The sequence below is a fragment of the Serratia sp. 1D1416 genome (assembly GCF_003641105.1).
GTDB classification, from domain to species: Bacteria; Pseudomonadota; Gammaproteobacteria; order Enterobacterales; family Enterobacteriaceae; genus Serratia; species Serratia ficaria.
Window position 1 is genome coordinate 557221 of the sequence record NZ_CP032738.1, and the last position, 14953, is coordinate 572173.

General features: G+C 63.2%; 14 protein-coding genes. 2 read left to right on the plus strand and 12 right to left on the minus strand.

The genetic code is table 11. The annotated features are described in order from the left end of the window. Window positions 1-11 precede the first annotated feature (11 nt). On the minus strand, window positions 12-1361 hold the full coding sequence (locus tag D7I37_RS02690) for an amidase (RefSeq protein WP_129543282.1): 1350 nt from the start codon (window positions 1359-1361) through the stop codon (window positions 12-14). Beyond that, window positions 1361-2074: a DUF2848 domain-containing protein gene (locus D7I37_RS02695; protein ID WP_061796973.1), complete on the minus strand. Its 714-nt coding sequence runs from the start codon at window positions 2072-2074 to the stop codon at window positions 1361-1363. The genes D7I37_RS02690 and D7I37_RS02695 overlap by 1 nt, the downstream gene beginning before the upstream one ends. A 72-nt stretch (window positions 2075-2146) precedes the next feature. Between D7I37_RS02695 and D7I37_RS02700 the strand changes: the two genes are divergently transcribed. Beyond that, window positions 2147-2881 (plus strand): GntR family transcriptional regulator, encoded by a 735-nt coding sequence (locus tag D7I37_RS02700; RefSeq protein WP_174524351.1) that lies wholly within the window; start codon window positions 2147-2149, stop codon window positions 2879-2881. Window positions 2882-2956: 75 nt separating this feature from the next. Here D7I37_RS02700 and D7I37_RS02705 read toward each other — a convergent pair whose 3' ends face one another. The 3 genes from D7I37_RS02705 to D7I37_RS02715 all read right to left on the minus strand — a co-directional run bounded on the left by D7I37_RS02705 (window position 2957) and on the right by D7I37_RS02715 (window position 4384). Next, the gene (locus D7I37_RS02705) at window positions 2957-3274 is read right to left on the minus strand and encodes a BrnA antitoxin family protein (RefSeq protein WP_129543283.1); all 318 of its coding nucleotides are present in this window, start codon (window positions 3272-3274) and stop codon (window positions 2957-2959) included. Then, the gene (locus D7I37_RS02710; RefSeq protein ID WP_073970285.1) at window positions 3237-3560 is read right to left on the minus strand and encodes a BrnT family toxin; all 324 of its coding nucleotides are present in this window, start codon (window positions 3558-3560) and stop codon (window positions 3237-3239) included. Before D7I37_RS02710 ends, D7I37_RS02705 begins: the two co-directional genes overlap by 38 nt. A gap of 77 nt (window positions 3561-3637) precedes the next feature. Further along, window positions 3638-4384: an SDR family oxidoreductase gene (locus tag D7I37_RS02715; RefSeq protein ID WP_095099121.1), complete on the minus strand. Its 747-nt coding sequence runs from the start codon at window positions 4382-4384 to the stop codon at window positions 3638-3640. 104 nt (window positions 4385-4488) lie between these two features. On the opposite strand from D7I37_RS02715, the gene D7I37_RS02720 reads away from it, so the two are divergent. Next, window positions 4489-5019 (plus strand): GNAT family N-acetyltransferase, encoded by a 531-nt coding sequence (locus tag D7I37_RS02720; RefSeq protein WP_129543284.1) that lies wholly within the window; start codon window positions 4489-4491, stop codon window positions 5017-5019. Here the strand turns inward: D7I37_RS02720 and D7I37_RS02725 are convergent. The 7 genes from D7I37_RS02725 to ubiH form a co-directional block, all read right to left on the minus strand. Next, window positions 5016-5981 carry a zinc-binding alcohol dehydrogenase family protein gene (locus tag D7I37_RS02725; RefSeq protein ID WP_095099126.1) on the minus strand — a complete coding sequence of 322 codons (966 nt, stop codon included), beginning with the start codon at window positions 5979-5981 and terminating at the stop codon, window positions 5016-5018. The genes D7I37_RS02720 and D7I37_RS02725 overlap by 4 nt on opposite strands. A 330-nt stretch (window positions 5982-6311) precedes the next feature. Continuing rightward, the gene (locus tag D7I37_RS02730) at window positions 6312-7316 is read right to left on the minus strand and encodes an IS110 family transposase (RefSeq protein WP_061800785.1); all 1005 of its coding nucleotides are present in this window, start codon (window positions 7314-7316) and stop codon (window positions 6312-6314) included. Window positions 7317-7437: 121 nt separating this feature from the next. After that, on the minus strand, window positions 7438-10317 hold the full coding sequence (gcvP, locus tag D7I37_RS02735; protein ID WP_061796984.1) for an aminomethyl-transferring glycine dehydrogenase: 2880 nt from the start codon (window positions 10315-10317) through the stop codon (window positions 7438-7440). Between the two features lie 100 nt (window positions 10318-10417). Then, complete coding sequence (gcvH, locus tag D7I37_RS02740; protein ID WP_061796985.1) at window positions 10418-10804, minus strand: glycine cleavage system protein GcvH; 387 nt, start codon at window positions 10802-10804, stop codon at window positions 10418-10420. A 94-nt stretch (window positions 10805-10898) separates the two neighbouring features. Further along, window positions 10899-11996, minus strand: coding sequence for a glycine cleavage system aminomethyltransferase GcvT (gcvT, locus tag D7I37_RS02745; RefSeq protein ID WP_061796986.1), 1098 nt, complete (start codon window positions 11994-11996; stop codon window positions 10899-10901). A gap of 493 nt (window positions 11997-12489) precedes the next feature. After that, window positions 12490-13692, minus strand: a complete 1203-nt coding sequence (ubiI, locus tag D7I37_RS02750; RefSeq protein ID WP_095099129.1) for an FAD-dependent 2-octaprenylphenol hydroxylase — start codon at window positions 13690-13692, stop codon at window positions 12490-12492. 80 nt (window positions 13693-13772) lie between these two features. Beyond that, complete coding sequence (gene ubiH / locus D7I37_RS02755) at window positions 13773-14951, minus strand: 2-octaprenyl-6-methoxyphenyl hydroxylase (RefSeq protein ID WP_061796989.1); 1179 nt, start codon at window positions 14949-14951, stop codon at window positions 13773-13775. Between the last annotated feature and the right edge of the window lie 2 nt (window positions 14952-14953).

Here is a 14953-nt window from a genome sequence, read left to right on the forward strand (position 1 = left end):
CTGCCGTATCATTACGCGCCGGCCAGGCAGCGTTCGACAGCCAGCGCCCAGCCCAGCAACGCCTCGTCCCGCATCGGCAACCCGGCCAGCATCAGGCCGATCGGCGCCGCGCCCGGCCGTTGGCACGGCAGAGACAGCGCGCAGCCGTCGAGGAAGTTAATGATTGAAGGATTGCGCAGCGCCAGCGCGTTGCAGCGGAAATAGGCTTCTTCGCTCGCCTCCAGCTCGGCGACGGTCGGCGCAACAAGCGGCGCTGTCGGCATCAGCAGGGCGTCGAATCCCTGCACCGCCGCCGCCACCCGTTGCTGCCAATCGGCGCGCTGCTGTCGCAGCTGCTGCAGATCCTGTTCACCCAGCGGCTGGCCGCGGCGAATGCGCGACAACACGCGCGGATCGTAGTCATCGGCCCGCTCGGCAATCAGCGCCCGATGCCAGCGCCAGGACTCCAGCGCGGTGAAACCGCCGGCGGCGTTGATCGCCGCCAGTTCGGCCAGCTCCGCCAAAGGGATCGGTTCAATCTGCGCGCCGGCCTGCGCCAGCCGCCGCAAAGCCTGCTGGAATGCCTCGGCGACCTGCGGCTGCAATTCATCCAGCACCAGCGTCTGCGGCACCGCAAAGCGCGCCTGTTCCAGCGTTTTCGGCTGCGGCCGCAGCGGGCCTCCGGCTATCAGCGCGTCCAGCGCAATGCAGTCGGCGACGCGGTGGGCGATCACGCCGATCGAATCCAGCGACGGCGACAGCGGCAGCAGGCCGCCGTCGTTGATGCGCCGGGCGGTGGGTTTGAAGCCGGTCAGCCCGCAGAAGGCGGCCGGGATGCGCACCGAACCGCCGGTATCGCTGCCGATGGCGCCCAAACACATGCCGTCGGCCACCGCCACCGCCGCGCCGGAGGACGAGCCGCCCGGAATGCGGCGCGCAGCGCGATCCCAGGGATTAGCCGGGGTGCCGTAATGCGGGTTGATGCCCAGCCCGGAATAGGCGAATTCGGTCATGCCGGTCTTGCCGATCACCACCGCTCCCGCTTGCAACAGCCGTTCCACTATTGCCGCGTGGCGCTCCGCCTTCGGCGCGGCGGCCAATACCCGCGAGCCGGCGGCGGTGGTTTGCCCGGCGACGTCGAACAGGTCTTTGACCGACACCGGTACGCCGTCCAGCGCCGACAGCGGTTTGCCCTCGGCGCGCCGCCGATCGGCCGCCTGCGCCTGGCGCTGCGCCCACTCGCCATAAACCTGAGTGAAAGCGCGCGCGCCTTCGCCCCGCTCATCGGCAATCTGCGCCAACGCGGCGGCCGTCAACTGCACCGCCGTCAGTTCACCCTTGGCCAGCGCGGCGGCGGCCTGCTCCAGCGTGAGTTTATTCATCAGGCCACCACCGGCAGCTCAATGCTGCGATAGCTGTGGCTGATGGTCCTTCCCAGCACTGCGTCCGCCAACTCCATGCGGAACTCCAGCGCCGGGCGAATGCCGCCGATCGCCGCCAGCGTGCCGCAGGTCATCGCCAGGCCATCGGGCGCCTGCGGCAGCGCCAGCCCGCATTCCGGCAGCTGCGAGCCGCCGAGATAACGCTCCAGCAGATCGCCGGGCGCACGCAGGCTGGCGAGAGTGCCTTGCTGATACAGCCGAAACTCGCCGTCTTCCTTGATCCACGAGCGCAGGACCAGCGAATCCCAATGATCCAGCACCTCGCGCAGCGGCCAGGCGGCGCGCGCCACCGGCTTGACGCAGATCTGTTTCGACAGCGCCACGCTGTGGGCCTCCAGCTGGCGATCGGTATGATCCGACGCCAGCGAAACGAACAGCTCGCCGCCCTGAGTGAAGATAAAAGGTTCCGCTTCGCCGGAGGTGGCGCTGCCGATCACCTCAATGCAGTCGCTTTGGCTAAGCTGGTTGGCCGCCACGCGATAGAACAGCGGAATTGCACTGGGCTGGGGCACGCCCAGCTCGGCCAGCTCCCTGATATGGTGCAAGATCGCCTCGCGATCGCGCCCGGTCCAGCCGGCGATCACCAGCTGGTCGATCTCGACATTCAGCGCCGCAGCGCCGCGGGATCCGGGTAAAGTAAAGGTCAGTCTCATGGCCGTATCGCCTCTTTGGTTAAAATACTGTGAAATTTCACTATATCTTTAGTTACCAAATAAGCGATTTCCATGCCATGTTTTTGTGTACTATGTCTAAAAACTTTCTTCTTGCAGGAGCAGAACGTGAAGACCGTTGACGCAGAGAGCCCACAACTCCCGACGGCAGAGGAAGCCGGGCTGTCACTGAACGAACTGGCCTACCGCCGCTTCAAACAGGCGCTGGTGACGCTGAGCTACAAGCCGGGCGAATATCTCAATACCGCGCAGGTGATGGCGGAGCTGGAAATGGGCAGAACCCCGATCAATCAGGCGATCCACCGCCTGGCCAACGAAGGCCTGCTGCAGGTGATCCCACGCAAGGGAGTGATGGTGGCGCCGCTGTCGATCGACGATGCGCTGGAGCTGATAGAGGTGCGGTTGGCCAACGAAATGCTGTGCATGCGGCTGGCGAGCAAGAAGATCACCGAGCGGCAAATCGCCGCCCTGAGCGCGCTCAATCAGCAAATAGAGGCCGCCAGCCTGCGGCGTGATCGGGTGCTGATGATGACGCTGGATCATGAATTCCATCAGGAGCTGGCGCAGATCGCCGGCAACAACATGCTGGCGGACATCCTGAGCGTGCTGCACGCCAGGGCGCAGCGCTTCTGGGCCAGCACGCTGTCGCGCGAAGGGCATATGCGGGAAGTGATCGAGGAGCACCGGGCGATCATCGCCGCGCTGGCCGCACAGGACAGCGACGCGGCGGCCGATGCGGCGCAGGCGCATATCCTGTCGTTCCGCAGCGCCTTGCTGCACGAGGGTTAGCATTTCAGGGGAATGTCAGACATAAAAAATCCGCCGACGCTGAGTCAGCGGATGTTTACCCCGTGGCGCGGCCCTTCATTCTTCGCGTTCGTAATCTTTCAGCATCGCCTCACGCAGCAGGGCATTCAAACGTTTCTGATAGCCCTTGCCCGGACTTTGCAGCCATGCCAAAACGTCCGCATCAATTCTGATCGTTTTTGACACTTTCACCGGTTTGTAAAACCGCCCCTGAACCGCCGCACTCCACTTTTCATCGCCGAGCGATGGCGCATCAGCATGGTCAATCTCCACGTCCGGCAGAGAGCTCAGGGAAGCTATCTGCGCTTTTTGTTCTTCCGACAGCGGTGGAAGCACGCTATGTTGCAGATTTTTGACTGAATTTTTGCGCTTCATATCTCCCTCTCTCTTTTGCATCGGCCTTACGCGCTGAAATGATACGTACTATCTCGATGCTGTCACCGGCAGAATCAGTTTCGGACAGGGTATGCGCGACCAACAGCAGCAAAGAACCGCCAACCATGCCGATAGTTTGCCAACGTTCTTCCCCTCCTTCGATTCGTTCCAGCACCGCCAGGTGGTTCGGATCCGAAAAAACGTGTCGCGCCACTTCAAAACTGACGTGATGCTTCCTCAGGTTGTTTTGATTTTTATCTTGATTCCATTCAAAATAAACATACATTTTTGTAACTACAATTTGATTGTTATTTAAGCAAAAGTACCCCCCAACGCCGGCGATGTCAAAACAATTGAGCCCCCTCAGCGCCCGCCGGCCGCGTCGATAAAACTGCCGGTCACGTAAGAGGCGGCGTCGGACAGCAGCCAGGCGATGATGTCCGCCACCTCCTGCGGTTGGCCACCGCGCCGCATCGGCAGGCTGTCCTTCACGCGATCCACCCGGCCGGGTTCGCCGCCGCTGGCGTGCATCTCGGTATAGATTAACCCCGGCCGCACGGCGTTGACGCGAATGCCCTGCGCCGCCACCTCCAGCGCCAGGCCGGTGGTCAGCGTGTCGACCGCGCCCTTCGAGGCGGCGTAATCCACGTACTCCCCCGGCGCGCCCAATCGGGAGGCGGCGGAGGAAACATTCACGATCGCGCCGCCCCGCCCGCCGTGGCGCTGCGCCATGCGCTTCACCGCCTCGCGGCAGCACAGGAAGTAACCGGTGACATTGGTGCTCAACACCTTATTAATGCGCTCGGCGGTCAGTTGTTCGATGTTTCCCTGTTGGAACAGGATGCCGGCGTTGTTGACCAGCGCGCAGAGCGTGCCCAACCCGGCGTCCAGCGCGCTGAACATCGCCATTACCTGCGCCTCGTCTGCGATATCCGCCTGCAGCGCCAGGGCTCTGCCGCCCAGGGATTCAATCTCCGCCACCACCTGGCGCGCGGCGGCGGCATCCTGCAAATAGTTAACGCCCACCGCATAGCCCTGCCGGGCCAGCAGCAATGCGGTCGCGCGGCCAATGCCCCGGCTGGCGCCGGTGACCAGTGCAATTTTCGTCATGTTATTCCTTTCTCTGATTGGCGAAGCGACATCGGCGGCCGGCGCTCAAAAAAGCCGTGCCGGCCTGCTATATTATGGCCAGGAAAACCTGAGAGCGAATGACTATGAGCGCCCCCGTTCTGCTGCAGCGGCAGCAGCTTGATTTGCTTTGGCAGATCGACCGCAGCGAGATTATCGATACCCTGTATCGCCTGCAGGGCGGCGAACTGCAGCCTTACGCCGACTATTACGACGTGCGCGGCTGGGATCCGCACGATAAGGACACCTACGCGCCGCTCCACGAACGGTGCTTTGACCGCGGGGGGACATTCTTCGCCCTGTTCGAACGCAATGAGATCGTGGCGGCGGCGGCTGTCGATACCGAACTGCGCGGCCCGGATCGGGATCTGCGCCAGCTGCTGTTCTTTTACGTCAGCGCCCGCCGGCGCGGCCAGGGGCTGGGGAAAACACTGTTTGGCCACTGCCTGCGGCAGGCCCGGCAGGACGGCGCCGCCGGGCTGTACGTTTCGTCCATTCCCAATAAGCGCACCGTGGATTTCTATCTGGCGCAGGGCTGCCGGCTGTTGGCGGTTCCCGACGCCGAGCTGTTCGCCCGTGAGCCGGAGGATATCCATCTGGCCTGCTGTTGCCGCTAGCGGGAAATGCGCATCACCGAACGCACGTCGCTTTTCTTGTTCAGATCCCAGACTTCGGCGATCTCCGCCAGCGCGTGCTCCTGCGTCTCCAGCGCGATTTCGCCTGCGGCGGCCAGCGCCAGGATCTCGCTCGCGTAGCGCTGCATTTCCGCTACCGGCGGGAAGTTGCCGGTGCCGCTGCCCATAATCTGCAGCTGATTGCTGCGCAGCACCGCCGCCGGCAGCCGAATGTCCGGCCCGGCCATCGATCCGACGTTGACCAGCCGAATGCCGCGCCCGCCGGCGTACGAAGAGAGATCGTGATTGTTCAGCGTGGCGAGCAGCGCTTCGGTCGGCGCACCCCAGATATAATCGACGATCGCCTGATAGCCGTTCGGGCCCGCCGCCGCCGCGAAGGCCCGCGCCAGCGCCTCGCCTGCCAGAGTCAGATCCACCGTGGCGTCAACGCCCAACGCGTCCAGCACCGGCTGCCGACGGCCGGCGGCGACGATGCGCCCCGCCCCCGCCTGGCGCGCGGCGGCGACCGCCAGCTTGCCCGAGGTGCCGGTGGCGCCGACGATCAGCACGGTTTCACCGGGCTGAAGATCCGCACGCCAACGCAGCGGCAGCCAGGCGGCGAAGGCCGGGTTGATCAGCGCCGCGGCGGTGGCGTCGTCTACCGCCGCGGGCACCGGCACCGTCCAGGACGCGACGCTGCGCTGCGCCATCGCGCCGTAGGGGCGGCGGAAGGAAGCGAAGTACACCCGCCGGCCGTCCGGCGTGCGCCCGACGCCGTCGGTGCCGGGCACGATCGGCAGCTGTTTGGGGCTGGAATAATGGCTGCCCGCCACGGTGGCGCGATCCAACTGCTTGATGCCCGCCGCCAGCACTTCAATCAACACTTCGCCAGCCTGCACCTGCGGTTCCGCAAAGGTGCCGAAAACCGGGGCTTGCCCCAGCGCTGTGACTATTGCCGCTTGCATAATGACTCCTCGGATCGGGATGCCGGCTCGTCAGGGTTGCGAGCGGCAATAAAAATCTATGGTCACCCCCGTTTTTGCAACACCGATTTTGATTTATGATGGGCTTGCGTAAATCTATACGGCGTCTGATGGGTAACACTGCGTTACCCGCGCCACGATGAAGTCCGCACCTGCTGAACCTGAAAAGGGTCCCGGCTTCAAAGAGCCATTTTTTATGTCAGGTTCATCAGCAGGTCGCTGTGCCGTTCATGTCATCATCATCAGTCGTCGCAAAACCAGGTCGTAACTGGGTTATCCAAAGCGCTGACAGCGGCTAACTGTCGGCGCTTTTTATTGGCTAAATACGGTGCGATGCGCCGTCACCGCCCAGGCTATCCGTGCCAGCTTGTTCGCCAGTCCACAGGCCACCACATTCGAGTGATGCCGTGTCAACTGGACCTTCACCCATTCAGCCAGACGCCCCGGGTGATGTTCAAGTCGCTGCATAAAGGCCCGCGCACATTGAACCAGCAGGCGGCGCAGATTTTTATCTCCCCGCTTGCTGATGCCCATCAGCGTATTTTTCCCGCCGGTGCTGTATTGCCGCGGGACCAATCCCGTCGATGCCGCAAAGTCCCGGCTGCCGACATAGTTTTTCCCGTCGCCCAGCTTTGTGGCCAGCAGGCTGGCGGTTATCATGCCGACACCGGGGATGGTCAGCAGACGCTGCGTAGCCTCGTCATCCGCCATATGCGTTTTTAACTCTTGTTCGAGTCCCTCAACCTGCTCGCTGAGATAGGTGTAATGTTGCTGGAGGCGCATAAGCAGCCGGGTTAAATAAGGCGGTAGTGAATGCTCTTCAAGTACCGCAGCCAGGCGTCGGATAACGGCCGTTCCTCGCGGCATGCTGATGCCAAACTCAAGCAGAAAGGCGTGCATCTGATTGGTGGTTTTGACCCGTTCTCTGACAAGAGAATCCCGGACGCGATGCAGCGCCGCCATCGCCTGTTGGTCTTCGGTTCTCGGCGTCACGAAGCGCATAGAGGGGCGTGAAGCTGCTTCGCAGATGGCTTCAGCGTCGATGAAGTCGTTCTTGTTGCTCTTGACGAATGGCCGGACAAACTGGGGCGAGATGAGTTTAACCTGATGGCCGAGCTGAGTGATATGGCGCGCCATAAAGTGGGCGCCGGCGCAGGACTCCATGACGACGGTGGCTGTGCTGCAGGTGGAAAGAAAAGCGGTGAGCTGGGTACGGGAAAACTTCTTGCGCAGCAGAGCGTGGCCGTTTTTATCCTGAGCGTGGACATGGAAGGTATGCTTGCCGAGGTCGATACCGATAAGTGTGATGTTTTGCATGATGATCCCCTTCAAAAAGAAAAACACCCTGCCAGCGTACCGCTCACAGGGTGGGGGTGACCATCTCATTAGGGACACCGCATGATGCGGTGTCCCCCGAACGCAAACTTTGCCGAACGTGTTATTCGTATTCGCTCATCGGCACGCAGGAACAGAACAGGTTGCGATCGCCGTACACGTCATCCAGACGCTTAACGCTCGGCCAGTACTTGTTCTCGCGCACGCCGGCGATCGGGAACACCGCCAGCTCGCGGCTGTAGGCGTGCTGCCAGTCGCTGACCAGCTCCGCCTGCACGTGCGGCGCGTTCACCAGCGGGTTGTCTTCCAGCGGCCATTCGCCCTTGGCGACGCGGTCAATTTCGCTGCGGATGGCCAGCATCGCATCGATAAACCGATCCAGCTCCACCTTGCTTTCCGATTCGGTCGGCTCGACCATCAGCGTGCCCGCCACCGGGAACGACATGGTCGGCGCGTGGAAACCGTAGTCGATCAGGCGCTTGGCGATGTCCATTTCGCTGATGCCGGTCTCTTCCTTCAGCGGGCGAATATCGAGAATGCATTCGTGCGCCACGCGGTGATCGCGGCCGGTGTACAGCACCGGATAGGCGTCCTTCAGGCGGGTAGCGATATAGTTGGCGTTAAGGATCGCCACCTGGCTGGCCTGCTTCAGGCCTTCCGCGCCCATCATGCGAATGTACATCCAGCTGATCGGCAGGATTGACGCGCTGCCGAACGGTGCGGCGGATACCGCGCCCTGCTGGGTGGTCACGCCGTCGATCTGCACTACGCTGTGGCCCGGCACGAACGGCGCCAGGTGCGCTTTCACGCCGATGGGGCCCATGCCCGGGCCGCCGCCGCCGTGCGGAATGCAGAAGGTTTTGTGCAGATTGAGGTGCGAAACGTCCGCGCCGATGTAACCCGGCGTGGTGATGCCCACCTGGGCGTTCATGTTGGCGCCGTCCAGATACACCTGGCCGCCGAACTGATGGACGATCTGGCACACTTCACGGATGGTTTCTTCATACACGCCGTGGGTAGACGGGTAGGTCACCATGATGCACGACAGCGCTTCGCCCGCCTGCTCCGCCTTGACGCGCAGATCGTGCAAATCGATGTTGCCGTTCTTGTCGCAGGCCACCACCACCACGCTCATGCCCGCCATCTGGGCGGAAGCCGGGTTGGTGCCGTGCGCGGAGCTTGGGATCAGGCAAACGTGGCGGCCCGCTTCGTTGCGGCTTTCGTGGTAGCGGCGGATCGCCAGCAGGCCGGCGTATTCGCCCTGCGCGCCGGAGTTCGGCTGCATGCAGACCGCGTCATAGCCGGTCAGCTGCACCAGCCACTGCGACAGCTGGCCGATCATTTGCTGATAGCCCGCCGCCTGTTCCGGCGGGCAGAACGGGTGCAGCTCGGCGAATTCAGGCCAGGTGATCGGGATCATTTCCGCCGCGGCGTTCAGCTTCATGGTGCAGGAACCCAATGGGATCATCGCCTGGTTCAGCGCCAGATCCTTGCGCTCCAGACGGTGCATATAGCGCATCATCTCGGTTTCGCTGTGGTAGCGGTTGAACACCGGGTGGGTCAGGATCGGATCCTTGCGCAGCATGGCGACCGGGATCGAGACGCTGTCTTTGCTTGCCGCCGCGTCCAGCGCGTCGATATCCAGCCCGTGGTTATCGCCCGCCAGCAGCGCGAACAGCGTCTGCACGTCTTCGCGCGAGGTGGCTTCGTCCAGCGTGATGCCCACGGCGCCGTGAATGTCGGTGCGCAGGTTGACGCCGAAGCTCAGCGCGCGTTCCAGCACCGCGGCCTTGTCTTTCACCTCTACCGTCAGGGTGTCGAACCAGGTTTTATGACGCAGCGTCAGGCCGGCCTGTTGCAGCCCTGCGGCCAGGATGTCGGTCAGGCGGTGGATGCGCCCGGCGATGCGCTGCAGGCCCTGCGGGCCATGGTACACCGCGTACAGGCTGGCGATGTTGGCCAGCAGCACCTGCGAGGTACAGATATTCGAGTTGGCCTTCTCGCGGCGGATGTGCTGTTCGCGGGTTTGCATCGCCATGCGCAGCGCGGTGTTGCCGGCGGCATCGCGGGATACGCCGATGATGCGGCCCGGCATCGAGCGCTTGAACTCGTCGCGGCAGGCGAAGAAGGCGGCGTGCGGGCCGCCGTAGCCCATCGGCACGCCGAAGCGCTGCGCGGAGCCGAACACCACGTCGGCGCCCTGCTTGCCCGGCGCGGTCAGCAGCACCAGCGCCATGATGTCGGCGGCCACGCTGGTGACGATCTTGCGGGATTTCAGCTCGGCCAGCAGCGCGCTGTAGTCGTGCAGTTCGCCGGTGGTGCCCACCTGCTGCAGCAGCACGCCGAACACGCCTTCCAGCTCCAGCACCTTTTCCGCTTTATCGACGATCACGTCGAAGCCGAAGGTTTCGGCGCGGGTGCGCACCACGTCCAGCGTCTGCGGGTGCACGTCGTCGGCCACGAAGAAGCGGTTGGCGTCCTTCAGCTTGCTGGCGCGTTTGGCCAGCGCCATGGCTTCGGCGGCGGCGGTGGCTTCATCCAGCAACGAGGCGGAGGCCAGATCCAGGCCGGTCAGATCGAGCGTGACGGTCTGGAAGTTCAGCAGCGCCTCCAGGCGGCCCTGCGACACCTCCGGCTGATAAGGGGTATAGGCGGTGTACCAGCCCGGGTTTTCCAGCATGTTGCGCAGGATCACCGGCGGCGTCAGCACCGCGCTGTAGCCCATGCCGATATAGGATTTGTAACGCTGATTCTGCGAGGCAATCGCCTTCAGCTCAGCCAGCGCCTGATGTTCCGTCGCCGCGTCGCCCACCGGCGGCGGCCCCGGCAGCTGAATGTCCGCCGGCACGATCTGTTGGATCAGCGCGTTGAGCGAGCGGGCGCCCACCGCTGCCAGCAACTCCTGCTGTTGTTCCGCAGAAGAGCCGATGTGGCGTTCGATGAACGCTTCGCTGTGTTCAAGTTGGCTGAGTGTCTGAGTCATTGCTACAAATTCCTGAATTCTTGCGTGGTACGGGAGTACGGGATATAGCGTGATCTATCACTAAAACGCCCCGGCCGAAGGGCCTGGGGCGCGGTACGCATTACTCGTCGATCGAGGCTTGATAAGCCGCGGCGTCCAGCAGGTTCGCCAGTTCGCCTTCGTCTGAGGCTTTAATCCGGAACAGGAAACCTTCGCCGTACGGCTCGCTGTTCACCAGCTCCGGAGAGCTTTCCAGCTCGCCGTTTACCGCCACGATTTCGCCGCTGATTGGCGCGTAAATGTCTGAGGCCGCCTTGACGGACTCCGCCACGGCGCAATCTTCGCCGGCGGCAACGGTGCGGCCCACTTCCGGCAGATCGACAAACACCATATCGCCCAGCAGTTCCTGCGCGTGTTCGGTGATGCCCACGGTGTAAACGCCGTTACCTTCTGAACGAACCCACTCGTGGGAGGATGCGTATTTCAATTCTGTTGGCACATTGCTCATAGCCGGTTACTCCTTCGAAGAAATAATTTCCCTGTGTCTTTCACAGCGCAGCCGGGTTGGCCGCATGCGAATCCCATTGGGAATAATCAAAAAATCAATTTGTTAATGGCTTTCCGGCGCGGACAAAGCCCGGTTTGGTCACCTTGACCGGCATCTCGCGATTGCGGATCTGCACGATGGCCTGCTCGCCGATACCGGCCGGCACCCGCGCCAGCGCGATGCTGAAGCCCAGGGTCGGCGAAAACGACCCGCTGGTGATCACGCCTTCGTGCGTCTGCCCCGCTTCGTCGGTGAAACGCACCGGCAGCTCATTACGTAATACGCCTTTTTCGGTCATGATCAAGCCGACCAGCTGTTCGGTACCCTGCTCGCGCTGCTGTTCCAGCACGTCGCGGCCGATAAATTGGCGGTCTTCCGGCTGCCAGGCGATGGTCCAGCCCATGTTGGCGGCCAGCGGCGAAACGCCTTCGTCCATCTCCTGACCGTACAGGTTCATGCCCGCTTCCAGGCGCAGGGTATCGCGCGCGCCCAGACCGGCCGGCTTAACGCCCGCCGCCAGCAGCTTTTGCCAGAAATCAGCCGCCTGCTCTTTCGGCAGGGCGATTTCATAGCCGGCTTCACCGGTGTAGCCGGTGGTGGCGATGAACAGATCCCCGGCCTGTACGCCGAAGAACGGCTTCATGCCTTCGACCGCGCTTTTTTGCTCCGGGGCAAACAGGGTGGCGGCGCGCTCTTTGGCCTGCGGGCCCTGCACCGCGATCAGCGCCAGATCGTCGCGCACCGTCAGCGCGACGCCGTACGGCGCGGCGTGTTCTTCGATCCAGGCCAGGTCTTTGTCGCGCGTGGCGGAGTTCACCACCAGGCGGAAATAGTCTTCAGTGAGGAAATAAACGATCAGGTCGTCGATCACGCCGCCGGAGGCATTCAGCATGCCGGTATACAGCGCCTTGCCGGGTTGAGTGAGCTTGGCGACGTCGTTCGCCAGCAGGTAACGCAGGAACTCACGGGTGCGGGCGCCGTGCAGATCCACAATGGTCATATGGGAGACATCGAACATGCCGGCATCCTGACGCACGGCGTGGTGCTCATCGATCTGCGAGCCATAGTGCAGCGGCATCATCCAGCCGTGAAAGTCTACCATGCGCGCACCGCACGCCACGTGCTGGTCGTACAGTGGGGTTTGCTTTGCCATCTTTTCCCTCTTTCCACTCGGTCGCTAGAAGTTAGGGTGCTGCCACGCAATGCGTCTGGAAAAGGCTCGCGGCCTGCTTGCATGGCGCACTGACTGCTCAACGGAAACGTGCGCCGAAACGGCGTAAATCGCCGTGACGCAAACGATACCTTTCCCCCGAAGTTATCACCGAACGACCACATTAACCATAAGTTAAAATAGGCTCAGCGCCGTTCAGGGGCAGCAAATTGCCGGGCTAGTGTGCAGAGTTTTTCACTGGAAAAATGCGCTTTAAGGCACAAAATTAACAATTAAAGCGGCATAACTCCGAAGTTATATAACAAAACGGCGGCCGCCCGCGGAATATCGACTTTTGATAACCGATCGGTGAATTAGAAAAAGTAATGCTAAAAACAGGCTGGAATTAGATTATTTCAAATGAAGGGTTATATAAGGAAAAGTTATCGGCATAAGGGGGTTTTACGGGCCCGCCGTCGGGGCCCGTTTGAGCCGATTAAGCCAGCCAATCCGGCAGTGAGTTCAGGCCCATCGCCTGGCGCACCAGCTTGGGTTTGACGCCCGGCAGGTTGTCCGCCAGCCGCAGGCCGACGTCGCGCAGCAGCTTTTTGGCCGGATGACTGCCGTCGAACAGCTCGCGGAAGCCCTGCATGCTGGCCAGCATCACCGCCGCGCCATGTTTGCGGCGGCGCTCGTAGCGGCGCAGATACAGGTGCTGACCGATATCCTTGCCCTGGCGCTGCAGGCGGCGCAGTTCGGAGATAAGCTCGGCGGCGTCCATAAAGCCCAGGTTGACCCCTTGCCCGGCCAGCGGGTGTACGGTGTGCGCCGCATCGCCGACCAGGGCCAGACGATGCGCGGCGAAGCTGCGCGCATAGCGCCCGGTCAGCGGGAACGTCAGCCGTTCGCTTTCCAGGCTGCAGTTGCCCAGCCGCATGTCGAAGGTCATCGCCAGCTCGCGGTTGAATGGCTCCGGCGCCAGCCGTTTCAGCCGTTCGGCCTCTTCCGGCGTGACCGACCAGACGATCGAACTCAAATGCGGATCGCTGAACGGCAGGAACGCCAGAATGCCGTCGCCGTGGAACACCTGCCGCGCCGTCGCCAGGTGCGGCTCTTCGCTGCGAACGGTGGCGACCAGCGCATGGTGGCGGTAATCCCAGAAGGTCAGCGGAATATCGGCGTGCTCACGCAGCCACGATTGGGCGCCGTCGGCGCCGATCACCAGCCGGGCGGTCAGCATACGGCCGTCTTCCAGCGTGATGAAGGCGTCGTTTTCCCCCCAGGCCACCTGCTTGAGCGCCGCAGGAACGAGCAGCGTAATGTCGGACAGGCTTTCGGCGCGCTTCCATAGCGCCTGCTGGATCACCGAGTTTTCAATGATATGGCCGAGATGGCTGAAGCCGCATTCGTCGCCGCGGAAGGCGATTTTGCCGAAGCTGTCGCGATCCCAGACTTCCATCGCGTTGTAAGCGCTGGCGCGCAGCTGGAGGATATCCTCCCAGACGCCGATATGCTGCAGCAGACGTTCGCTGGCGGCATTGATGGCGGAGACGCGCAGCGCCGGTTGCTCCTGCGGCGGCGTCATGTCCGGCGGTTGGCGCTCCAGCACCGCAACGCGCAGCCCGCTGCCCTGCAGGCCGCAGGCCAACGCCAGCCCCACCATACCGCCACCGGCGATAACCACGTCAAATGATTGCATGCTGCTCGATTTCCTTAAATAGCGCGCCGCACAGGGATGCGCGGCGCCGTGGGCGCAGCGAGCTGCACCCGAATGTAAGTCTAGCGTTCCACCCAACCCAAGGTGCGTTTGGCGAAGGCGTCGCGCACCGGCGGCAGCCGCTCCATCGCCATCAGCCCCAGATTGCGGCCGACCACCAGCGGGCCGTAGCGGTTGGCGAACAGCCGGATCAGGCCGTCGGTCACGCCGACCGTCGCCTGCTGATCGCCCTGTCGCCGTTGTTGATAGCGGCTCAGCAGCGCATAACCGCCGGCGTCTTCCCCGCTGTGTGCGGCTTCCGCCAGGGTTTCCGCCAGCGACATCACGTCGCGCAAACCGAGGTTGAACCCCTGGCCGGCGATCGGATGCAGCGTCTGCGCGGCATTGCCCACCAGCGCCAGCCGATGGCTGACGTGCCGGTTGGCGGTCAGCAGGCCAAGCGGGTAGCTGTGGCGTTTGCCGGCCTTGAGGATGCGCCCCAATCGCCAGCCGAAGGCCTGCTGCAGTTCGCTGATAAAGCGCGCATCGTCCCAGGCATCTACCCGCTCGCGATCTTCCCGCGCATGGCACCACACCAGCGAGCTGCGGCCCTGCGACATCGGCAGCAGCGCCAGCGGCCCGTGGCGGGTAAAGCGCTCAAAGGCGCGCCCCTGCGGATCTACCGCGGTGGTGACGTTGGCGATGGTGGCAAACTGCGGGTAGTCGCTCTGCTGCCACTGCACGTTGCAGGCCTGCGCCAGCGCCGAGCGCGAACCGTCGGCCGCCACCAGCAGTTGCCCGCCGATGCGTTGCCCGTTGTCCAGCAGCACTTCCGCCCGTTCGGCGCTGCGCAGCACGTCGACCACCCGCGCCGGGCAGTGCAGCGTTACGCCGGGTGCCTTCGCCAGCAGCGCAAACAGCCGCTGCCCGGCGTCGTGCAGTTCGATCACCTGGCCGAGCGCTTCGACCTGATAATCCTGCGCATGCAGGTTAACAAAACCGGCATGGCCGCGATCGCTGACGTGCACCTGGGTGATGGGCGTGGCGCAGTCACGCAGTGCCGGCCACACGCCGATGCGCGTCAACTGCTGGCAGGTGCCCTGCGCCAAAGCGATGGCGCGGGCGTCGAACCCCGGGTGGCGGCGGTCGTCCGGGCGAGTCGCCTCGATCAAATCCACCGCCATCCGGCCCTGGGTGAGCGACGAGATAGCCAGCGCCAACGTCGCGCCCGCCATGCCGCCGCCGACAATGATTACGCTCATCC

What these genes read in the sequence shown, in the direction of transcription:
- D7I37_RS02730 (WP_061800785.1), bottom strand. Translation starts at nt 7,316, where the DNA reads ATGCAAAACATCACACTTATCGGTATCGACCTCGGCAAGCATACCTTC.
- D7I37_RS02720 (WP_129543284.1), top strand. Translation starts at nt 4,489, where the DNA reads ATGAGCGCCCCCGTTCTGCTGCAGCGGCAGCAGCTTGATTTGCTTTGG.
- gcvT (WP_061796986.1), bottom strand. Translation starts at nt 11,996, where the DNA reads ATGGCAAAGCAAACCCCACTGTACGACCAGCACGTGGCGTGCGGTGCG.
- D7I37_RS02700 (WP_174524351.1), top strand. Translation starts at nt 2,147, where the DNA reads ATGCCATGTTTTTGTGTACTATGTCTAAAAACTTTCTTCTTGCAGGAG.
- gcvP (WP_061796984.1), bottom strand. Translation starts at nt 10,317, where the DNA reads ATGACTCAGACACTCAGCCAACTTGAACACAGCGAAGCGTTCATCGAA.
- D7I37_RS02715 (WP_095099121.1), bottom strand. Translation starts at nt 4,384, where the DNA reads ATGACGAAAATTGCACTGGTCACCGGCGCCAGCCGGGGCATTGGCCGC.
- D7I37_RS02705 (WP_129543283.1), bottom strand. Translation starts at nt 3,274, where the DNA reads ATGAAGCGCAAAAATTCAGTCAAAAATCTGCAACATAGCGTGCTTCCA.
- gcvH (WP_061796985.1), bottom strand. Translation starts at nt 10,804, where the DNA reads ATGAGCAATGTGCCAACAGAATTGAAATACGCATCCTCCCACGAGTGG.
- D7I37_RS02725 (WP_095099126.1), bottom strand. Translation starts at nt 5,981, where the DNA reads ATGCAAGCGGCAATAGTCACAGCGCTGGGGCAAGCCCCGGTTTTCGGC.
- D7I37_RS02695 (WP_061796973.1), bottom strand. Translation starts at nt 2,074, where the DNA reads ATGAGACTGACCTTTACTTTACCCGGATCCCGCGGCGCTGCGGCGCTG.
- D7I37_RS02710 (WP_073970285.1), bottom strand. Translation starts at nt 3,560, where the DNA reads ATGTATGTTTATTTTGAATGGAATCAAGATAAAAATCAAAACAACCTG.
- ubiI (WP_095099129.1), bottom strand. Translation starts at nt 13,692, where the DNA reads ATGCAATCATTTGACGTGGTTATCGCCGGTGGCGGTATGGTGGGGCTG.
- D7I37_RS02690 (WP_129543282.1), bottom strand. Translation starts at nt 1,361, where the DNA reads ATGAATAAACTCACGCTGGAGCAGGCCGCCGCCGCGCTGGCCAAGGGT.
- ubiH (WP_061796989.1), bottom strand. Translation starts at nt 14,951, where the DNA reads ATGAGCGTAATCATTGTCGGCGGCGGCATGGCGGGCGCGACGTTGGCG.